Source organism: Serratia sp. BNK-12 (genome assembly GCF_047456085.1).
In the GTDB taxonomy this organism is placed as follows: domain Bacteria; phylum Pseudomonadota; class Gammaproteobacteria; order Enterobacterales; family Enterobacteriaceae; genus Serratia; species Serratia liquefaciens.
This window is the reverse complement of record NZ_CP179896.1, coordinates 5,033,487-5,051,705: the sequence shown is the minus strand read 5'-3', so window position 1 is coordinate 5,051,705 and position 18,219 is coordinate 5,033,487. Positions and strand designations below refer to the sequence as shown.

The 18,219-nt window shown below is 56.3% G+C and carries 13 protein-coding genes; 10 read left to right on the top strand and 3 right to left on the bottom strand.

The genetic code is table 11. The features are described from left to right. The first annotated feature begins 245 nt into the window (after positions 1-245). From ACMGG1_RS23565 to dppF, 6 genes are all read left to right on the top strand, one after another. Positions 246-1,937 (top strand): glycosyl hydrolase family 18 protein, encoded by a 1,692-nt coding sequence (locus ACMGG1_RS23565; RefSeq protein ID WP_201895858.1) that lies wholly within the window; start codon positions 246-248, stop codon positions 1,935-1,937. A gap of 601 nt (positions 1,938-2,538) precedes the next feature. Then, positions 2,539-4,146, top strand: a complete 1,608-nt coding sequence (gene dppA, locus ACMGG1_RS23560; RefSeq protein ID WP_020824727.1) for a dipeptide ABC transporter periplasmic-binding protein DppA — start codon at positions 2,539-2,541, stop codon at positions 4,144-4,146. A 170-nt stretch (positions 4,147-4,316) separates the two neighbouring features. Then, positions 4,317-5,336, top strand: a complete 1,020-nt coding sequence (gene dppB, locus ACMGG1_RS23555; RefSeq protein WP_020824728.1) for a dipeptide ABC transporter permease DppB — start codon at positions 4,317-4,319, stop codon at positions 5,334-5,336. An 11-nt stretch (positions 5,337-5,347) separates the two neighbouring features. Beyond that, positions 5,348-6,250, top strand: coding sequence for a dipeptide ABC transporter permease DppC (gene dppC, locus ACMGG1_RS23550; protein WP_041414095.1), 903 nt, complete (start codon positions 5,348-5,350; stop codon positions 6,248-6,250). 15 nt (positions 6,251-6,265) lie between these two features. Then, a complete protein-coding gene (gene dppD, locus ACMGG1_RS23545; protein ID WP_020824730.1) occupies positions 6,266-7,246 on the top strand; it encodes a dipeptide ABC transporter ATP-binding protein in 981 nt (326 codons plus the stop codon). Next, entirely contained in the window at positions 7,243-8,232 is a 990-nt protein-coding gene (dppF, locus tag ACMGG1_RS23540) for a dipeptide ABC transporter ATP-binding subunit DppF (protein ID WP_020824731.1), read from the top strand. The genes dppD and dppF overlap by 4 nt, the downstream gene beginning before the upstream one ends. Positions 8,233-8,716: 484 nt before the next feature. On the opposite strand, the gene bcsG is transcribed toward dppF, so the two are convergent. The 3 genes from bcsG to bcsE are packed head-to-tail and all read right to left on the bottom strand — an operon-like array spanning position 8,717 to position 12,124. Then, positions 8,717-10,369 carry a cellulose biosynthesis protein BcsG gene (bcsG, locus tag ACMGG1_RS23535; protein ID WP_261279749.1) on the bottom strand — a complete coding sequence of 551 codons (1,653 nt, stop codon included), beginning with the start codon at positions 10,367-10,369 and terminating at the stop codon, positions 8,717-8,719. After that, positions 10,366-10,569: a cellulose biosynthesis protein BcsF gene (gene bcsF, locus ACMGG1_RS23530; protein WP_020824733.1), complete on the bottom strand. Its 204-nt coding sequence runs from the start codon at positions 10,567-10,569 to the stop codon at positions 10,366-10,368. Before bcsF ends, bcsG begins: the two co-directional genes overlap by 4 nt. Next, a complete protein-coding gene (bcsE, locus tag ACMGG1_RS23525; protein ID WP_128864820.1) occupies positions 10,556-12,124 on the bottom strand; it encodes a cellulose biosynthesis protein BcsE in 1,569 nt (522 codons plus the stop codon). Before bcsE ends, bcsF begins: the two co-directional genes overlap by 14 nt. Positions 12,125-12,325: 201 nt before the next feature. Between bcsE and bcsR the strand changes: the two genes are divergently transcribed. From bcsR to bcsB, 4 genes are read left to right on the top strand one after another with little or no spacing between them, the layout of a single operon-like run. Further along, entirely contained in the window at positions 12,326-12,517 is a 192-nt protein-coding gene (gene bcsR / locus ACMGG1_RS23520; RefSeq protein WP_128864821.1) for a cellulose biosynthesis protein BcsR, read from the top strand. Between the two features lie 3 nt (positions 12,518-12,520). Next, positions 12,521-13,258: a cellulose biosynthesis protein BcsQ gene (gene bcsQ / locus ACMGG1_RS23515; RefSeq protein ID WP_414161056.1), complete on the top strand. Its 738-nt coding sequence runs from the start codon at positions 12,521-12,523 to the stop codon at positions 13,256-13,258. Then, positions 13,255-15,858, top strand: coding sequence for a UDP-forming cellulose synthase catalytic subunit (gene bcsA / locus ACMGG1_RS23510; RefSeq protein ID WP_046374760.1), 2,604 nt, complete (start codon positions 13,255-13,257; stop codon positions 15,856-15,858). The genes bcsQ and bcsA overlap by 4 nt, the downstream gene beginning before the upstream one ends. A 55-nt stretch (positions 15,859-15,913) precedes the next feature. Then, on the top strand, positions 15,914-18,217 hold the full coding sequence (gene bcsB, locus ACMGG1_RS23505) for a cellulose biosynthesis cyclic di-GMP-binding regulatory protein BcsB (RefSeq protein WP_414161055.1): 2,304 nt from the start codon (positions 15,914-15,916) through the stop codon (positions 18,215-18,217). The last annotated feature ends 2 nt before the right edge of the window (positions 18,218-18,219 follow it).

Sequence of the window (18,219 nt, the reverse complement as noted above, 5' to 3'; positions counted from 1 at the left end):
TTCATTATTAAATAAATTCATCGCTGCTCAATAAAACCCGCTTGATAGCCATCTTGTTTTAATGATTATTTTATCTATAGTCTGAATACACGAAATGGGAATGATAGATTTCCGTTGCGTGGAAAGATGAATGCTTATTTATTGACTTTAATCGGCCAGGATTATTGCGGGATTATTTTGTTCCGACAATGGGTGGCCATGATTAATTATTTTATGTTTATCCTCTCGGAATAAAGGAATCAGTTATGCGCAAATTTAATAAACCGCTGTTGGCGTTGCTGATCGGCAGCACGCTGTGCTCTGCGGCGCAGGCCGCTGCACCGGGCAAACCTACGTTGGCCTGGGGCAATACCAAATTCGCCATTGTCGAAGTCGATCAAGCGGCGACGGCTTATAATAATCTGGTGAAAGTAAAAAATGCCGCCGACGTTTCTGTTTCATGGAATTTATGGAATGGCGATACCGGTACCACGGCAAAAGTATTATTAAATGGCAAAGAAGTTTGGAGTGGTGCCTCAACCGGTAGTTCGGGAACCGCAAACTTTAAGGTGAATAAAGGCGGCCGTTATCAAATGCAGGTGGCGTTATGCAACGCCGACGGCTGTACCGCCAGCGATGCAACCGAAATTGTGGTGGCAGATACCGACGGTAGCCATTTGGCACCTTTAAAAGAACCTTTGTTGGAAAAGAATAAGCCTTATAAACAAGACTCCGGCAAAGTGGTTGGCTCTTATTTCGTTGAATGGGGCGTTTACGGCCGTAATTTCACCGTCGATAAACTTCCGGCTCAGAACCTGACGCACCTGCTGTACGGCTTTATCCCTATCTGTGGCGGTGACGGCATCAACGACAGCCTGAAAGAGATCGAAGGCAGCTTCCAGGCGTTACAGCGTTCCTGTCAGGGGCGTGAAGACTTTAAGGTATCGATCCACGATCCGTTCGCTGCGCTGCAGAAAGGTCAGAAGGGCGTGACCGCCTGGGACGACCCCTACAAAGGCAACTTCGGCCAGTTGATGGCGTTGAAACAGGCGCGCCCGGACCTGAAAATCCTGCCGTCGATCGGTGGCTGGACGTTATCCGATCCGTTCTTCTTTATGGGCGATAAGGTGAAGCGCGATCGCTTCGTTGGCTCGGTGAAGGAGTTCCTGCAAACCTGGAAGTTCTTTGATGGCGTAGATATCGACTGGGAATTCCCGGGCGGGCAGGGTGCTAACCCGAAACTGGGCAGTACGCAGGATGGGGCAACCTATGTGCAGCTGATGAAAGAGCTGCGCGCCATGCTGGATCAGCTTTCGGCGGAAACGGGCCGTAAGTATGAACTGACCTCTGCGATCAGCGCCGGCAAGGATAAAATCGATAAGGTGGATTACAACACCGCACAAAACTCGATGGATCACATTTTCCTGATGAGTTACGACTTCTATGGGGCATTCGATCTGAAAAATCTGGGCCACCAGACTGCGCTGAAAGCGCCGGCCTGGAAACCGGATACGGCGTATACCACGGTGAATGGCGTTAATGCACTGCTGACGCAGGGCGTGAAGCCGGGCAAAATCGTGGTGGGCACCGCCATGTACGGTCGCGGTTGGACCGGGGTGAACGGTTACCAGAACAACATTCCGTTTACCGGCACCGCCACTGGCCCGGTGAAAGGTACCTGGGAAAATGGCATCGTGGATTACCGCCAGATCGCCAATGAGTTTATGAGCGGCGAATGGCAGTACAGCTACGATGCTACCGCTGAAGCACCCTATGTCTTCAAACCTTCCACTGGCGATCTGATCACCTTCGACGATGCGCGCTCGGTGCAGGCGAAGGGCAAATATGTGCTGGATAAGCAGCTGGGCGGGTTGTTCTCATGGGAAATTGACGCCGACAACGGCGATATTCTGAATAACATGAACAGCAGCCTGGGCAACAGCGTCGGTACGCCTTAAATCGGTTGTAGTACGTTGCCGGGGGATATCTTTTCGCCCCCGGCTTTTTACAGACGAAAGTTTTTTAACGGCGCATAGATTGTGGTGTTGCCTCGATCAAAAAGGGCTTCAGTGCCTCACTCTTTCGGGTAGGGTATCAGCATTTCATCCTGTATTTAACGCAGATCACAAAAATAACCGTTCAGATATTCATCATTCAGCAACAAACTTTTTTAGTTTTTTATCGGAGTTAAACACCAGTAACTTTCTTCAGTGCAGGCTAACGAACTAAAAATGACCGTGTAGCATAATTTTTAATGCTGCAACTGTTAAAGAAAGGTTTTTTTTATGTTTGTTTGCTGTTTCTCACAGTCTGTGTAAATCCCTACTGGTTATATTGACGACACCCCAAACAGTTGGCAATTTGGTAGCCTCAGGGGTAAGAGCGAGAGTTGTTTGAGTGAATTCCACGCGCTCAGACGCCCCCACCGGGACGCGTTCCACCCGGCTCTCTCGCGCAATTATCCCTCCCAGCCTTCGGGCACACTGCACAGGCCGCGCAATAAAAAATACAGGCTCTGGCGGTAAAACACACATCACATCACATAATGGAGCACTAGCGATGACAAGTTCCTTGGGAAAAACAGGGATTCTGAAATTCGGTATTGGGCTGATTGCGTTGACCGTTGCGGCCAGCGTGCAAGCCAAGACTCTGGTTTACTGTTCTGAAGGTTCCCCGGAAGGGTTCAACCCGCAGTTGTTTACCTCGGGTACCACTTATGACGCCAGCTCGGTGCCGATTTACAACCGTCTGGTCGAATTCAAAATCGGCACCACCGAACTGCAGCCGGGCCTGGCTGAAAAATGGGACGTTAGCGAAGACGGCAAAGTCTACACCTTCCACCTGCGTAAAGGCGTGAAGTGGCAGAGCAGCAAAGATTTCAAACCGACCCGTGACTTCAACGCCGACGACGTGGTGTTCTCCTTCGAACGCCAGCTGGACGCGAATAATGCCTATCACAAAGTCTCCGGCGGCAGCTATGAGTACTTTGAAGGCATGGACATGCCGAAACTGATTGCCAAAATCGAGAAGGTGGACGATTCCACCGTACGTTTCGTGCTGAACCGTCCGGAAGCCCCGTTTGTGGCTGATCTGGGTATGGACTTCGCATCCATTCTGTCTGCCGAATACGCCGACGTGATGATGAAAGCCGGTACTCCGGAAAAAGTTGACCTGAACCCCATCGGTACCGGTCCGTTCCAACTGCTGCAATACCAGAAAGACTCTAAAATCCTTTATAAGGCATTCGACGGTTTCTGGGGCACCAAGCCGAAGATCGACCGCTTAGTGTTCTCTATCACGCCAGACGCTTCAGTGCGTTACGCCAAGCTGCAGAAAAACGAATGTCAGGTGATGCCGTTCCCGAACCCGGCTGACATCGCCCGCATGAAGCAGGACAAAACCATCAACCTGATGGAACAACCGGGGCTGAACGTTGGCTACCTGTCGTTCAACGTTGAGAAAAAACCGCTGGATAACCTGAAGGTGCGTCAGGCGTTGACCCTGGCGGTCAACAAGCAGGCGATCATCGACGCGGTGTACCAGGGCGCAGGCCAGGCGGCTAAAAACCTGATCCCGCCAACCATGTGGGGCTATAACGACGCGGTGAAGGATTACACCTACGATCCGGTCAAGGCCAAAGAGCTGCTGAAAGAAGCGGGCATGGCAGACGGCTTCGCCATCGATCTGTGGGCTATGCCGGTACAGCGTCCGTACAACCCGAACGCGCGCCGCATGGCGGAAATGATCCAGTCTGACTGGGCGAAAATCGGCGTGAAAGCCAAAATCGTGACCTATGAGTGGGGTGAGTACCTCAAGCGCGCCAAAGCGGGCGAGCATCAGACGGTGATGATGGGCTGGACCGGCGACAACGGGGATCCGGACAACTTCTTCGCCACGCTGTTTAGCTGTGCGGCGGCGAAAGATGGTTCCAACTATTCTCGTTGGTGCTACAAGCCGTTTGAAGATCTGATTCAACCGGCACGCGCTGAATCGAACCACGACAAACGCATCGAACTGTACAAACAGGCTCAGGTAGTGATGCACGATCAGGCTCCGGCACTGATTGTCGCCCACTCCACCGTTTACGAGCCAGTGCGTAAAGAAGTGAAGGGCTATGTTGTGGATCCGCTTGGTAAGCATCACTTTGAGAATGTCTCTCTAGATTAATTCTGGCCGTTAAGCCGGCGACACACGAATGGACTTGGCAGGGGCGCAACAGGTTGCGCTTCTGCTGACCAGTCTCCGGCGTATGGCATCAGGATTGTTCAAAGTGTGTGAGCTTTAATAAGCCTGGCGGACGATGAGCTGCCGGGCACTTTATACAGAGAGTTCGGGATATGTTGCAGTTCATACTCCGACGTTTGGGGTTAGTTATCCCAACGTTTATCGGCATAACTTTGCTGACTTTTGCATTCGTCCATATGATCCCCGGTGACCCGGTGACCATCATGGCCGGGGAACGCGGGATCTCCGCAGAACGCCATGCGCAGTTGATGGCGGAAATGGGGCTGGATAAACCGCTCTATCAACAATATTTCTCTTACGTATCCAACGTGTTGCAGGGTGATTTGGGTACGTCCCTCAAAAGCCGCATCTCCGTTTGGGATGAGTTTGTTCCACGCTTCAAGGCCACGCTGGAATTAGGGTTCTGCGCGATGATTTTTGCCGTGCTGGTGGGTATCCCGGTCGGGGTGCTGGCGGCAGTCAGGCGAGGCTCAATATTCGATCACACCGCGGTGGGCATCTCGCTGACCGGCTACTCGATGCCGATTTTCTGGTGGGGCATGATGCTGATCATGCTGGTCTCGGTGCAGCTAAACCTGACGCCGGTATCGGGGCGGGTCAGCGACACGGTGTTCCTCGACGATACCTTGCCGTTAACCGGTTTTATGCTGATTGATACCCTGATTTGGGGCGAACCGGGCGATTTCGCTGATGCCGTGATGCATATGATCCTGCCTGCTATCGTACTCGGCACCATTCCGCTGGCGGTGATCGTGCGTATGACGCGCTCCTCAATGCTGGAAGTGTTGGGCGAAGATTACATCCGTACCGCGCGCGCCAAAGGCGTGAGCCGCATGCGGGTGATCGTGGTGCATGCTTTGCGCAATGCCTTGCTGCCGGTGGTAACGGTGATTGGCCTGCAGGTCGGCACCATGCTGGCCGGTGCCATCCTGACCGAAACCATCTTCTCCTGGCCGGGCCTGGGGCGCTGGCTGATGGATGCGTTGCAGCGTCGCGACTATCCGGTTGTTCAGGGCGGCGTATTGCTGGTCGCCTGTATGATTATTCTGGTTAACCTGCTGGTAGACGTGCTCTACGGCGTGGTCAACCCGCGTATTCGCCACAAGAAATAAGGGGCGCTCTAATGTCTCAAGTCACTGAGTCTGTAGTTAAAGGTGCGCCGAAGCCCATGACCCCGTTTCAGGAGTTCTGGCACTATTTCAAGCGCAATAAAGGGGCCGTTGTCGGCCTGGTTTATATCATTGTGATGTTCGTTATCGCCATCGGTGCCGGGGTGCTGGCACCGCATGCGCCGGCGGATCAGTTCCGCGACGCGCTGCTCAAACCGCCGGTCTGGCAGGAAGGCGGCAGCTGGCAATATATCCTCGGTACTGACGATGTGGGCCGTGATGTACTGTCGCGCCTGATGTACGGCGCGCGGCTGTCGCTGTTGGTCGGCTGTCTGGTGGTGGTGCTTTCGCTGATCATGGGCGTGGTGCTGGGCCTGCTGGCCGGCTATTTCGGCGGCGTGGTAGATGCAATCATCATGCGTATCGTCGACATCATGTTGGCGTTGCCGAGCCTGCTGTTAGCATTGGTGCTGGTGGCTATCTTCGGCCCCTCCATCGTCAACGCTTCGCTGGCGTTAACCTTCGTCGCCTTGCCGCACTACGTGCGACTTACGCGCGCGGCGGTCTTGGTGGAAGTGAACCGCGACTACGTCACCGCTTCACGCGTGGCGGGCGCCGGTGCGCTGCGCCAAATGTTTATCAACATCTTGCCAAACTGCCTGGCGCCGCTGATCGTCCAGGCCTCTCTTGGCTTCTCGAACGCCATTCTGGATATGGCCGCTCTCGGCTTCCTGGGCATGGGTGCGCAACCGCCAACGCCGGAGTGGGGCACCATGCTCTCCGACGTACTGCAGTTCGCTCAAAGCGCCTGGTGGGTCGTGACCTTCCCCGGCGTGGCGATTCTGCTGACGGTGCTTGCATTTAACCTGATGGGGGACGGCTTGCGTGACGCTCTCGACCCCAAACTCAAGCAGTAACAGAGGACGAGAGAGATGGCGTTATTAAATGTAGACAAGCTTTCGGTGCACTTCGGTGACGAAGGCACTCCCTTCCGCGCGGTAGACCGCATCAGTTACAGCGTGGAGCAGGGCCAGGTGGTGGGCATTGTCGGCGAATCCGGCTCCGGCAAGTCCGTCAGCTCGCTGGCGATTATGGGGCTGATCGACTTCCCCGGTAAGGTGATGGCCGAAAAACTGGAGTTTAACGGCCAGGATCTGCGCAAAATTTCCGAAAAAGAGCGTCGCCAACTGGTGGGCTCGGAAGTGGCGATGATTTTCCAGGATCCGATGACCAGCCTTAACCCGTGCTACACCGTCGGCTTCCAGATCATGGAAGCGTTGAAGGTGCACCAGGGCGGCAACCGCCGCACTCGTCGTCAACGGGCTGTTGATTTGCTGACCCAGGTAGGTATCCCCGACCCGGCTTCGCGTCTCGACGTGTATCCGCACCAGCTTTCGGGTGGGATGAGCCAGCGCGTGATGATCGCCATGGCGATTGCCTGCCGCCCAAAGCTGTTGATTGCCGATGAACCGACCACCGCGCTCGACGTGACCATTCAGGCGCAAATCATTGAACTGCTGCTGGAACTGCAGCAGCGTGAAAATATGGCCCTGTTGCTGATCACTCACGATCTGGCGCTGGTGTCCGAGGCGGCGCATCACATCATCGTGATGTATGCCGGGCAGGTGGTGGAGTCCGGTAAGGCATCGGAAATCTTCCGCGCACCGCGTCACCCTTATACTCAGGCGCTGCTGCGCGCGTTGCCGGAATTCGCCGCCGATAAAGCGCGCCTGGCTTCGCTGCCTGGCGTGGTACCGGGCAAATATGACCGCCCAAGCGGCTGTTTGCTCAATCCACGCTGCCCGTACGCCAATGAGCGTTGCCGTACTGAAGAGCCGGAACTGCGCAGCATTCCCGGCCGTCAGGTTAAATGTCACACACCGCTGGATGATGCGGGGAGGCCGACCGTATGAGCCAGAACCAACCCTTATTGCAGGCGATTGACCTGAAGAAACACTACCCGGTCAAGAAGGGGCTATTTGCCCCGGAGCGGCTGGTCAAAGCGCTGGATGGCGTTTCCTTTACGCTTGAGCGTGGCAAAACGCTGGCGGTGGTGGGCGAATCCGGCTGCGGTAAATCGACGCTGGGTCGCCTGCTGACGATGATTGAAGTTCCGACCGGCGGCGAGCTGTACTATCAGGGGCAGGATTTGCTGAAGCCGGATGTCACTGCCGAGAAGCTGCGACGCCAGAAGATCCAGATCGTGTTCCAGAATCCTTATGGATCGCTCAACCCACGCAAGAAGGTCGGGCAGATCCTTGAGGAGCCGTTGCAGATCAATACCGCGTTAAGCAGCGCAGAACGTCGTGAGAAAGCGCTGGAGATGATGGCCAAGGTCGGACTGAAAACCGAGCATTACGATCGTTATCCCCATATGTTCTCCGGCGGGCAGCGGCAGCGTATCGCTATTGCACGCGGGTTGATGCTTAACCCGGACGTGGTGATTGCCGATGAGCCCGTTTCCGCGCTGGACGTGTCCGTGCGGGCGCAGGTGTTGAACCTGATGATGGATTTGCAGCAGGATCTGGGGCTGTCTTACGTGTTTATCTCCCATGATTTGTCGGTGGTGGAGCACATTGCCGACGAAGTGATGGTGATGTATCTCGGCCGCTGCGTGGAGAAGGGCAGTAAAGACGCCATCTTCAACAACCCGCGTCATCCGTATACCCAGGCGTTGCTGTCCGCGACACCGCGCCTGAATCCGGATATGCGTCGCGAGCGCATCAAGCTGACCGGCGAACTGCCCAGCCCGATGAACCCGCCGCCAGGTTGTGCATTCAATGCTCGCTGCCGCCGTGCTTTCGGGCCTTGTACCCAATTGCAACCCCAGTTAAAGCAATACGGCGAGCAGATGGTGGCCTGCTTTGCGGTCGATCAGGATGAAAATTCTGCGGCATAACTTTGTTATCCATGACAATTAACTAAAAATGCCGGTTTTTACGCCGGCATTTTTTTTGCTTTTAATTATGATCGTATTAATTAGTTTATTGAGTGGATCTTTTATTTGTATTAATGGCGCTTATTTTTCTTAGCGAAATCCTGACGAAATAAGCTGAATTAGGAATCTTCGCAAACCACTGATAATTAATCTCTTGGCTTTTTCTATCCGGATTATTACGCCGATTGGAATGGAATGCCCAAAGCCAATGTTAAGGATTAAGGTTCCGCCGCAGCTTGATGGCTGCAAAAAAAAGCACGCCTGAAGGCGTGCCCAGATGGCTGATAAAGTCCTTTGCAATTAAAAGTTCTGATTTAGGGACTAATAAAAACAAAGGATTATGTTTTCTGATTTACCCCAAACATCCGAAAACCACGTTTTTCGGGTGTTTGTCATCAGACTAAGCACGCCCGAAGGCGTGCCCCTGAGTCATCAGGTAATGCAATTACTGGGGATAAGGTACCCAATCGCCGCCGTTTAGCCGGATGTAAGGCTTGCCCTGGTATTGCATCACGATGGCGTTGTCATTCTCGGAAATGACCGCCGTCTGCGGCAGGTTCTGCGTCAGCGCCTGCCAGTCTACGCTCGGTGCGGTGAAGGCCTTGCCGTCTACCAAACGAGAAACCAGCTCGGAAAGCGCCAGGTAGCTGCTTGGCGTTTTGACCTGCAGCGGGCTGCCCTGATGCGGCGCTTTCATACCAACCAGTTTGATACCTACCGGCGTATGGGTAATGTTCGGGCTTGGGATATCGCGCAGGCCGGACATCTGCATTTTGTCTCCCACCAGTGCCGCGCCGTGTTCCGGCACGATCACCACCATCACCTTGCGGCCAGACTTCTCCAATTGATCCAGGAAGGTGTTCAACTGGTCGAACAATTTCTGCGCCCGGGGTTGATAGTCCGCGCTCTTGTTCGAACCGACGAAACGGTTACCGTCATGCAGTGGAATGATATTGAAGAAGGTGGCGCTGCGGGCATCACCGGCTTTCTGCTGCTGATCCAGCCAGCGGGTGAGCAGTTCCAAATCGTTGTATATCGGTTCGCCATCGAACGAGGCCAGCTCATTGCCGATCCCGGCCTGAGACATCAGCGGTGCCTGCATATCACCCTGTTCGCGCAGCTCTTTCAGGAAGTTGCCGAACACGCCGGAGTGATCCAACATCAGCTGCTCTTTGAAGCCCAGCTTGGCAAGATTATCAAACAGATAGCATTGCTGATTGACCGGCTGATACAAATCGTGATGCGAAGGCTGACCACAGCTGGCGCGTAACAACCTGATTGCCGCCGGGCCGCTGTAGGCGGTGGCCGAATTGAAGTTGTCGAACATAATGTCCATCTTCGACCACAGCGGATGGTTTTCCAGTTTTACCGCGTCCATGTCGGCCCAGGCCAACGAACAGATATTGATCACCAGCAGGTCAAACGGCTGAGCATCGGCAGGCAGGCTGGCCGGGAAGGCGGTTGCGCGGGTTTTTTCCTTGTCGTAGAACTGATTCAGATAGGCCGTCAGGTTGGCGCTGGTTGGTGGCGCACTGTCCGCCGGTGCGCTGTCGCCCCCGGCAGCCAGCGGCGTCGTTGCCGGGGTGCTACTGGTAGAAGCGTTGGTACTGGCCGGTAACAGGGAGACGGCCGGCCCGGCAATGTTGACCAGGTTCAACCACACCAGTGCGGCAACGGTGAATACGGTAACCCGTACCCATTGGGCCAGGAACAGGTAGGCAATCAGCATCACGAAGGCCGCGCCGATCATCTGCCAATTGATAAAGCGATTTATCAGCTCCAGCAGATACTGGGCGCTAAAGCCGGTCAATTGCGAGCCCTGGCTCATGATGCTGTTGATGCCGGGCAACCAGGTGTCGTGATAGAACAATGCAATCCCAATCGGGATCGCCACGTAATGACGCCAGCGGTGCAGACGCATCGCCGGTATCGGCATCAACAGAAATGCCATGAACACCAGGTTGGGCAAGGCGTGGAAGTTCAGGTAACCGAACCACAGCAGGGCAAATTTGGCCAGGAAGTAGTAGTTCCAGCCACCCAGCCCACGCCAGTAGCGCCACAGGGAGTTGTCGGATTGCGGGTTGTTTGTTGGCTTCATGGCTGTTTCTTACGCTTAATCTGAGATGAAGAACCTTCGCGCACCCATAATCCGATGGATTTTAAATAGCGCGGTGATAACAACAGGTTTTGCCAGTACTGACGCCAGTGCGGGAAACGCCGGTGAAAGGCGTAACCCAGCGGGATGAAAATAATGGCGCACAGAATAATCAGTTGCACAATGTCGTTAAGATTCAACATGCTTATTCTCCTGCGCACCGGTAGTCAGCGTGAAAGCCACCGGTTGACGGCGCTCCTGCGGGCGGTCTGCCTCGGCGGCGGCCTGGCGCGGTGTAGCCTGTGCGGTCGCTGCAGGCAACGGAATATTGGCGTTGTGCGCCAGCCGTTTAATTTCAGAAATAATATCTACGTCCTGGTGCCACACCACCCGGTTACTGAAGGCTTCATCTACCGGCAGACGAAAAATAAACTTCAGAGCGGTATCCAAATCGTTAATCCGGCAGGTGGAGAGAAACAGGATCAGTCGGCCTTGCACCACGGTCATTACGTCGCCAAAGCGCCGCAGAAAACACAGGGTCATCGCCTGTTCGGCGCGCAACCCGGGCACCGGGCGCAGCGCTACCATCACACCTTTACCGTCTTCCGGCAGCAGCGTGTTGCCCATCAGCGAAATCACCGCCTGACTAAAATCGTCCGGCCGCATATAACCTTTCAGTTGCAGCGGGCGCAGCCCGGCCAGCAGGGCATCAATATCTGCCGGAACGTGGCGCGAGAAGCGTTGCCCCTGGATACCCTCAAGCATGGTCAAAAAGCGCGATAACGGTGCCACGTGCGGCACGATCAGATTGGCGCCGCAGGCCAACAGCAAGCGCTCGTCGCTGTAACGCAGGCTGGCGCTCATCTCGCGTACCACGATTTTCAGCCCGTTGCCGCGCTGACGGCGCAGGCTGTGGATTTGATGTGCCAGCGCATCAATTTCATCACTTTGGTACAGGGCGAAGATCAACGTAGCCGAAAGCGTCAACATGCCGTGCTGCGCCAGTTGCGCATTGGTTTGCAGCAGTTGCCAGTTGGCCGATAGCGGCGGCGCGCCTTCAAGAATACTCTGCTGGGCCAGGTAGCGCCCTTCATCGCTGCGGATGGAGGTCGGAGAAGGTTTATTGCTGTCGTCGTCACCCTGCCAGCCGTGTTCGCCGGCATACAGCGTCAGCAATTGGTTGGCGTTGATGCCGTTTTCGGTGCTCCACCAGTTAACCAGATACTGTGCACTGTCCTGCTGCCACTGCAGGCTGGCCAGCCCGTTAAGGATGCGGTGTTGAGTGCTGAGTTGCCCTTTGAGTTTATTCACGCCGCCGCCGTGGCTGAGGATCAGCAGCGTGCAGCCTTGTCGGCGCAGCCAGGCGCCGGTGGCGCGGGTCCAGTCACCCAACTCTTCGCGGGTGAAGGTCTGCCATAAGCTGGCATGGGCCAACAGAATCAATAGGCGATTTTGCGGTTTTAGGGCGCGCATCAGGTCGTCGCTAAAGTGCATCAGCGCCGCTTTTTTCTCGGGTAGCTGGTACAGCGGGATTTTTTTCAATGCGGGGGAGACAAGTGCCGCCAGCAACCCGTCAGGTTTTTCTCCGCTGCATATCAACGCGACCTGGCTGGTTGCAGCCTGGGCAGCCAAGGTTTGCTGGCAGAGCAGGTTGGCATCGGTTTGACGGTCGACATTCACCCAATACAGCCCCGGGGCTTGCATGACAGACAGTTCTTCCCAAATCTGCCGAACACCTAATGAGAAAGATTGCGCCATAGGATATTTTTCTACTTTCGTTGAAAGTGTCGTCGCGGCCAACTGAGTATAGCTATTCGGCCATCCTGTCATTGGGAACAATAATAAAAAAATTAAAACCAGCCATGTACTAATATTTGTTGAGAATCATCTTATTGGCCATGTCTTTTTTTTAGCGTTGCTATAGTAATTAACATTAGCCTATTTTTTTGAGGCGGCAGAATGAATGATCAATTAACGCGCTTTCACGCAGTGGTGCCATCGGAAACTCAGGACGACTTGCTGGCGCTTCGTCAGGCATTTTCGCTGCCAAAATTAAGCTATGTCGATATCGCACGTCAGGAGCGGTTAACGCAAATGATGGCCAACTGGCCGCTGCTGGCCGAATTAGCGCAGACCACGGGGAGCCGTTAGTTTATGCCAGTGATTGCTCTGCAGGGGTTGCGAGGCGGGATGGGGGCGACGTCGGTCACCGCGGCGCTCGCGTGGGCATTACAGCAACTGGGCGAGTCGGTATTGGCGATTGATTTTGCGCCGGATAACCTGCTGCGTCTGCATTTTAATATGCCATTCGAGCTGGCACGGGGTTGGGCCCGGGCCGAGCAGGCCGGCGGCGATTGGCAACAGGGCGCGATGCGCTATTGTGAAAACCTCGACTTTCTCCCCTTTGGCCAGCTCACCCTGGCGGAACGGGTGAATGTACAGCAATCTTGTCGGCAGCAGCCCGCCCGCTGGCAGGACAATCTGGCGCAGCTAAACGCCGCGGCGCAGTACAACTGGATCCTGTTGGATCTGCCGGCGGATGATGAAGCACTGGCTCAGCCGGTGCTGGCGGTGGCAGATTGCGTCTTTACCCTGATTGCTCCGGACGCAAACTGCCAGGTGCGGCTGCATCAGCAAGCGTTGCCGCAAGGCTGCCGTTTCCTTATTAATCACTATTTCGCCGCCAGCCGACTCCAGCAGGATTTACACCAGCTGTGGCTGCAAACGCTGGGGGGATTGTTGCCGGTGGTTATCCACCGCGATGAGGCGATGGCCGAAGCCCTGGCGGTGAAACAGCCTTTGGGGGAATATCGGCCGGAAAGCCTGGCTGCGGATGAAGTGCTGACGCTGGCTAACTGGTGTCTGATTAACCTGAAGGGGACGCCGACATGAGCCGGGTGATGAACCTGCTGCTGGTGCCGCCGGTCCATCAGGCGGTGCAGACGCGTTACCGTAACTACCGACGGCACGGTTCGTCGGCGTTTACCGCCTTTTTCACCACGCTGCTGGTGGCACTGGGCTGGATTTTCCTGCGTTTCGAATCCCCCGGCTGGCAACGGTTGCGGGCTGCGCGCAGCTATTGGTTCCCCCATCTATCCTCCAGCCGTCCGCGGCCGGCGGACGCGCTGCGCTATCTGGTGCAAGGGTTGTGGCTGCTGGTGTTCCGCACCGATCGTGCACCTGTAACCCATCATCGTTTCGCCGGCTGGCGGCGGTTGCAATTGCGCTACGCCCAGTGGCTGCAAACCCTGCCACAGCGGCTGGAAAATGCCGGGCTGGAGCAGCGTTCGGTTGAGCGCCTTGGCCGGATGAGCCAGCGCATGCGCCGTCTGCTGTTTATTATTGTCGGCGTATTGGCGGCAATCCTCGCCATACTCTGTATTTCTCAACCGTTCGATCTGCCGGCGCAGTTTGTGTTTGTGGTGCTGCTGTGGGCCATTGCCATGGTGGTGCGCCGGGTACCAGGCCGTCTGCCGGGACTGATGCTGATCGTGCTGTCGCTGACCGTTTCCTGCCGCTACCTGTGGTGGCGCTATACCGCCACCTTGAACTGGGACGATCCGCTCAGCCTGACCTGCGGCCTGCTGCTGCTGATAGCGGAAACCTATGCCTGGGTGGTGCTGGTGTTGGGGTATTTCCAGACCGTCTGGCCGCTGAATCGCCAGCCGGTGCCGATGCCTGCCGACAGCGCAACCTGGCCGACGATCGATTTGCTGGTGCCGACCTACAACGAAGATCTGGGGGTGGTGAAGCCGACCATCTACGCCGCGCTGGGCATCGACTGGCCGAAAGAGAAGGTCAGTATTTACATCCTCGATGACGGTAACCGGCCAGAATTCAAAGCGTTCGCCGAAGAGGTGGGGGTTAAGTATATCGCCCGGCCGACTCATGAGCATGCCAAGGCCGGTAACATCAACAACGCGCTGAAACAGGCCACCGGCGAGTTTGTCGCGATTTTTGACTGTGACCACGTACCCACGCGCTCGTTCCTGCAACTGACCATGGGTTGGTTCTTCAAAGACAAAAAGCTGGCGATGCTGCAGACCCCGCATCACTTCTTCTCGCCGGATCCTTTTGAGCGCAACCTGGGGCGTTTTCGTCAGACGCCGAACGAAGGAACGCTGTTCTATGGCCTGGTGCAGGACGGCAACGACATGTGGGACGCGACCTTCTTCTGCGGCTCCTGCGCCATTCTGCGTCGCAGTGCGCTGGATGAAATCGGCGGTATCGCGGTGGAAACCGTCACCGAAGATGCCCATACCTCATTGCGTTTGCATCGCCGCGGACACACCTCGGCGTATATCCGTATCCCCCAGGCCGCAGGGCTGGCGACCGAGAGCCTGTCGGCGCACATTGGCCAGCGTATTCGCTGGGCACGCGGCATGGTGCAAATCTTCCGGCTGGATAACCCGCTGTTAGGCAAGGGGCTGAAGTTGGCGCAGCGGTTATGTTATGCCAACGCCATGCTGCACTTCTTGTCCGGTATTCCGCGGCTGATCTTCTTGACCGCGCCCTTGGCTTTCCTGTTGCTGCATGCCTACATCATTTTCGCCCCGGCGCTGGCGATAGCGCTGTATGTGTTGCCGCATATGATCCACGCCAGTCTGACCAACTCGCGTATTCAGGGGAAATACCGGCACTCTTTCTGGAGCGAGATCTACGAAACGGTATTGGCCTGGTATATCGCCCGGCCAACGACGGTGGCGCTGTTCAATCCGCACAAGGGCAAATTCAACGTCACCGCCAAAGGCGGGCTGGTGGAAGAAGAGCACGTCGACTGGGTGATCACCCGGCCCTATATGTTCCTGGTGATCCTGAATCTGGCCGGGCTGTTCTTCGGCGTTTGGCGGCTGGGTTACGGCCCGACCGATGAAGTCATGACGGTGATCATCAGCCTGGTGTGGGTGCTGTACAACATGACCATTCTCGGTGGGGCGGTGGCGGTAGCGGTAGAGGCCAAACAGGTGCGTCAGGCGCACCGGGTAGAGATCGCGATGCCGGCCGCAATCGCTCGTGCCGACGGCCATCTGTTCCCTTGTACGCTGCGCGATTATTCCGATGGAGGGGTGGGCATTGAGATGCGCGTAGCGGATGCGCTGAAAGATGGCGACAAGGTGTCGTTGCTGCTCAAACGCGGGCAGCAGGAATACAGCTTTCCGTGTGTGGTGACCCGAGCCTTCGGCAGCAAGGTGGGGATCCGTATGGTTTCCATGACCACCCGCGAACACATTGATTTTATTCAGTGCACCTTTGCCCGCGCCGATACCTGGGCGTTGTGGCAGGACGGGTTCCCTGAAGATAAACCGATCGAAAGCCTGCGCGACGTTCTGGCGCTGGGCTTCCGGGGTTACGTACGTATGGCGGATTATGCACCGCCGATGGTGCGCCGCCTGCTGGTCGGGTTCACGACGCTGATTGCGTGGGTAGTGTCATTTATCCCACACGGCGTTGGCAGAGCCCCGGCCTTCAGCCAAAAAGAGACAGTGGTATAGGCAAACCGCCCGCTCACTCGCCTGGCCCCCAGGCTATAACATTGATGATGATACGATGACGAGAAAAATAACCTGGTTTACCGCCCTGGCCTTAGGCATCAGCACCCTGTCTCAGGCTGAAACCGCCACCGCGCCGACCGGACAGCCGCCGGTGACGATACCCGCCGATGCGTCGGTCACCACCCCTATGGGATCGGCCGCGCCGGTGGATCCGAATGCGCCGGTTCGTGATGTGCAGTTGCCGTTCGCCACTATTGCTCCGCCGCCGGGGACCTTTACCCTGCGCGGTACCCGGCCGGATGGCCAGGTTGAATTCGGTGTGCGCAGCGATGAGGTGGTGTCGCAGGCGATGCTTGATCTGGAGTTTACGCCGTCACCGTCGCTGATCCCGGTGGAATCGCACGTCAAGGTGTACCTTAATGATGAGCTGATGGGGGTGACGACCCTTGCCAAAGAGCAGCTCGGTAAACCAAATCGCATCCAAATGGCGATAGATCCTCGCTATATCACCGATTTTAACCGCGTACGGCTGGTGTTCGTTGGCCATTACCAAAACATTTGCGAAAACCCGGCCAGCACGACCTTGTGGTTGGAAGTCAGTAAATCCAGCTCGTTGAACCTGCGCTTCCAGACCTTGCCGGTGAAGAACGAACTGTCGCATTTCCCGGAGCCGTTTTTCGACAGCCGCGACAACCGCCCACTGATTTTGCCGATGGTGTTTGCTGGCCAGCCGGATATCACTCAGCAGCGCGCGGCAGGCATTTTGGCTTCGTGGTTCGGCAGCAAAGCACAGTGGCGCGGTCAGTCGTTCCCGACGCTATACAACAAGCTGCCGGAACAGCACGCCATCGTCTTCGCCACCAACAAGCAGCGTCCGGATTTCCTGCGGGATTATCCGGCGGTCAACGGGCCGACGGTGGAGATGATAAGCCATCCGGATAACCCGTACATCAAACTGCTGCTGGTGCAGGGGCGCGATGACAACGATTTGATCACCGCGGTGAAAGGTATCGCGCAGGGCAATATTCTGTTCCGTGGCCAAAACGTCACGGTGGACAAGGTCGAACAGCTGGCTCCGCGTCAGCCCTATGATGCGCCTAACTGGGTGCGCACCGATCGGCCGATGACCTTCGCCGAGCTGCAGCAGTACGCTGAGCAATTGCAAACCAGCGGTATCGAGCCGGGCCCCATTTCGTTGACCATGAATTTGCCGCCGGACCTGTTCCTGATCCGCAGTACCGGCATCGATATGCACTTGAAATACCGCTATACCGCCCCGCGCATTCAGGACGGTTCGCGGCTGAGCGTCAGCCTGAACAACCAGTTCGTGCAGGCTTACTCGCTGGTGCCGGAGCATGAGCAGGGTACTCAGTTGCTGCGCTTGCCACTGACCCAGGGGCTGATCGATTCGGACAAGAACGTCAATATTCCGGCGCTGCGTCTGGGGGCGACCAACCAACTGCGTTTCGACTTTGACTACACCACGCTGTTGTCCAGCGGCGCGGAAGGGCGTTGCGAAACCTATTCCTTTACCGCTAACCATGCGGTGATCGACGGCGCATCGACCATTGATTTCTCCGGTTACCGTCACTTTATGGCGATGCCGGACCTGCGGGCCTTTGCCAATGCCGGTTTCCCTTTCAGCCGCCTGGCCGATTTGTCGCAAACGCTGGTGCTGGTAAACAAGCAGCCGCAACCGGCGCAGGTCAGCGCTTTGCTGAACGCGATGGGCATCATTGGCGCGCAAACCGGTTACCCGGCGTTGGCGATGACGCTGAGTGACGACTGGTCGCAGGCCAAGGATCGGGATGCCGATATTTTGATGATCGGCACTATTCCCCCGGAGCTGAAGGACGATAAAAAGATCAGCCTGCTGGTGGACGCCACCCAGAGCTGGGTCAAACAACCGACCCGGCAGTTGCCGCTGCCGACCATGGACGTGCTGGCAGAAGACACCAAGCCGGACAGCAAAACCACCATCAGTTCTGAAGGGGCGATGGCCGCAATTATCGGCGTGCAGTCGCCGTTTAACGCTCAGCGCAGCATTGTGGCATTGCTGGCGGACAGCGCGCGGGGTTACGACCTGTTGAACACGGCGCAGCTGGACAGCGGCAAGCGTGCCGCAGTGTTTGGCTCGGTTGCGGTGATCCGTGAATCAGGCGTGAACAGTCTGCGAGTGGGCGACGTTTATTATGTTGGCCATCTGCCATGGTGGGAGCGTATCTGGCACGCGCTGTCGACCCATCCGGTGTGGCTGGCGGTGATCGCCGTGGTGGTCGTGGTGGTGCTGGCGCTGATGTTATGGCGTGGCCTGAAGGCCTTCAGCCGCCGTCGCCTGTCACCTGAAGACCGGGACTGATT

What these genes read in the sequence shown, in the direction of transcription:
- ACMGG1_RS23565 (WP_201895858.1), top strand. Translation starts at nt 246, where the DNA reads ATGCGCAAATTTAATAAACCGCTGTTGGCGTTGCTGATCGGCAGCACG.
- dppA (WP_020824727.1), top strand. Translation starts at nt 2,539, where the DNA reads ATGACAAGTTCCTTGGGAAAAACAGGGATTCTGAAATTCGGTATTGGG.
- dppB (WP_020824728.1), top strand. Translation starts at nt 4,317, where the DNA reads ATGTTGCAGTTCATACTCCGACGTTTGGGGTTAGTTATCCCAACGTTT.
- dppC (WP_041414095.1), top strand. Translation starts at nt 5,348, where the DNA reads ATGTCTCAAGTCACTGAGTCTGTAGTTAAAGGTGCGCCGAAGCCCATG.
- dppD (WP_020824730.1), top strand. Translation starts at nt 6,266, where the DNA reads ATGGCGTTATTAAATGTAGACAAGCTTTCGGTGCACTTCGGTGACGAA.
- dppF (WP_020824731.1), top strand. Translation starts at nt 7,243, where the DNA reads ATGAGCCAGAACCAACCCTTATTGCAGGCGATTGACCTGAAGAAACAC.
- bcsG (WP_261279749.1), bottom strand. Translation starts at nt 10,369, where the DNA reads ATGAAGCCAACAAACAACCCGCAATCCGACAACTCCCTGTGGCGCTAC.
- bcsF (WP_020824733.1), bottom strand. Translation starts at nt 10,569, where the DNA reads ATGTTGAATCTTAACGACATTGTGCAACTGATTATTCTGTGCGCCATT.
- bcsE (WP_128864820.1), bottom strand. Translation starts at nt 12,124, where the DNA reads ATGGCGCAATCTTTCTCATTAGGTGTTCGGCAGATTTGGGAAGAACTG.
- bcsR (WP_128864821.1), top strand. Translation starts at nt 12,326, where the DNA reads ATGAATGATCAATTAACGCGCTTTCACGCAGTGGTGCCATCGGAAACT.
- bcsQ (WP_414161056.1), top strand. Translation starts at nt 12,521, where the DNA reads ATGCCAGTGATTGCTCTGCAGGGGTTGCGAGGCGGGATGGGGGCGACG.
- bcsA (WP_046374760.1), top strand. Translation starts at nt 13,255, where the DNA reads ATGAGCCGGGTGATGAACCTGCTGCTGGTGCCGCCGGTCCATCAGGCG.
- bcsB (WP_414161055.1), top strand. Translation starts at nt 15,914, where the DNA reads ATGACGAGAAAAATAACCTGGTTTACCGCCCTGGCCTTAGGCATCAGC.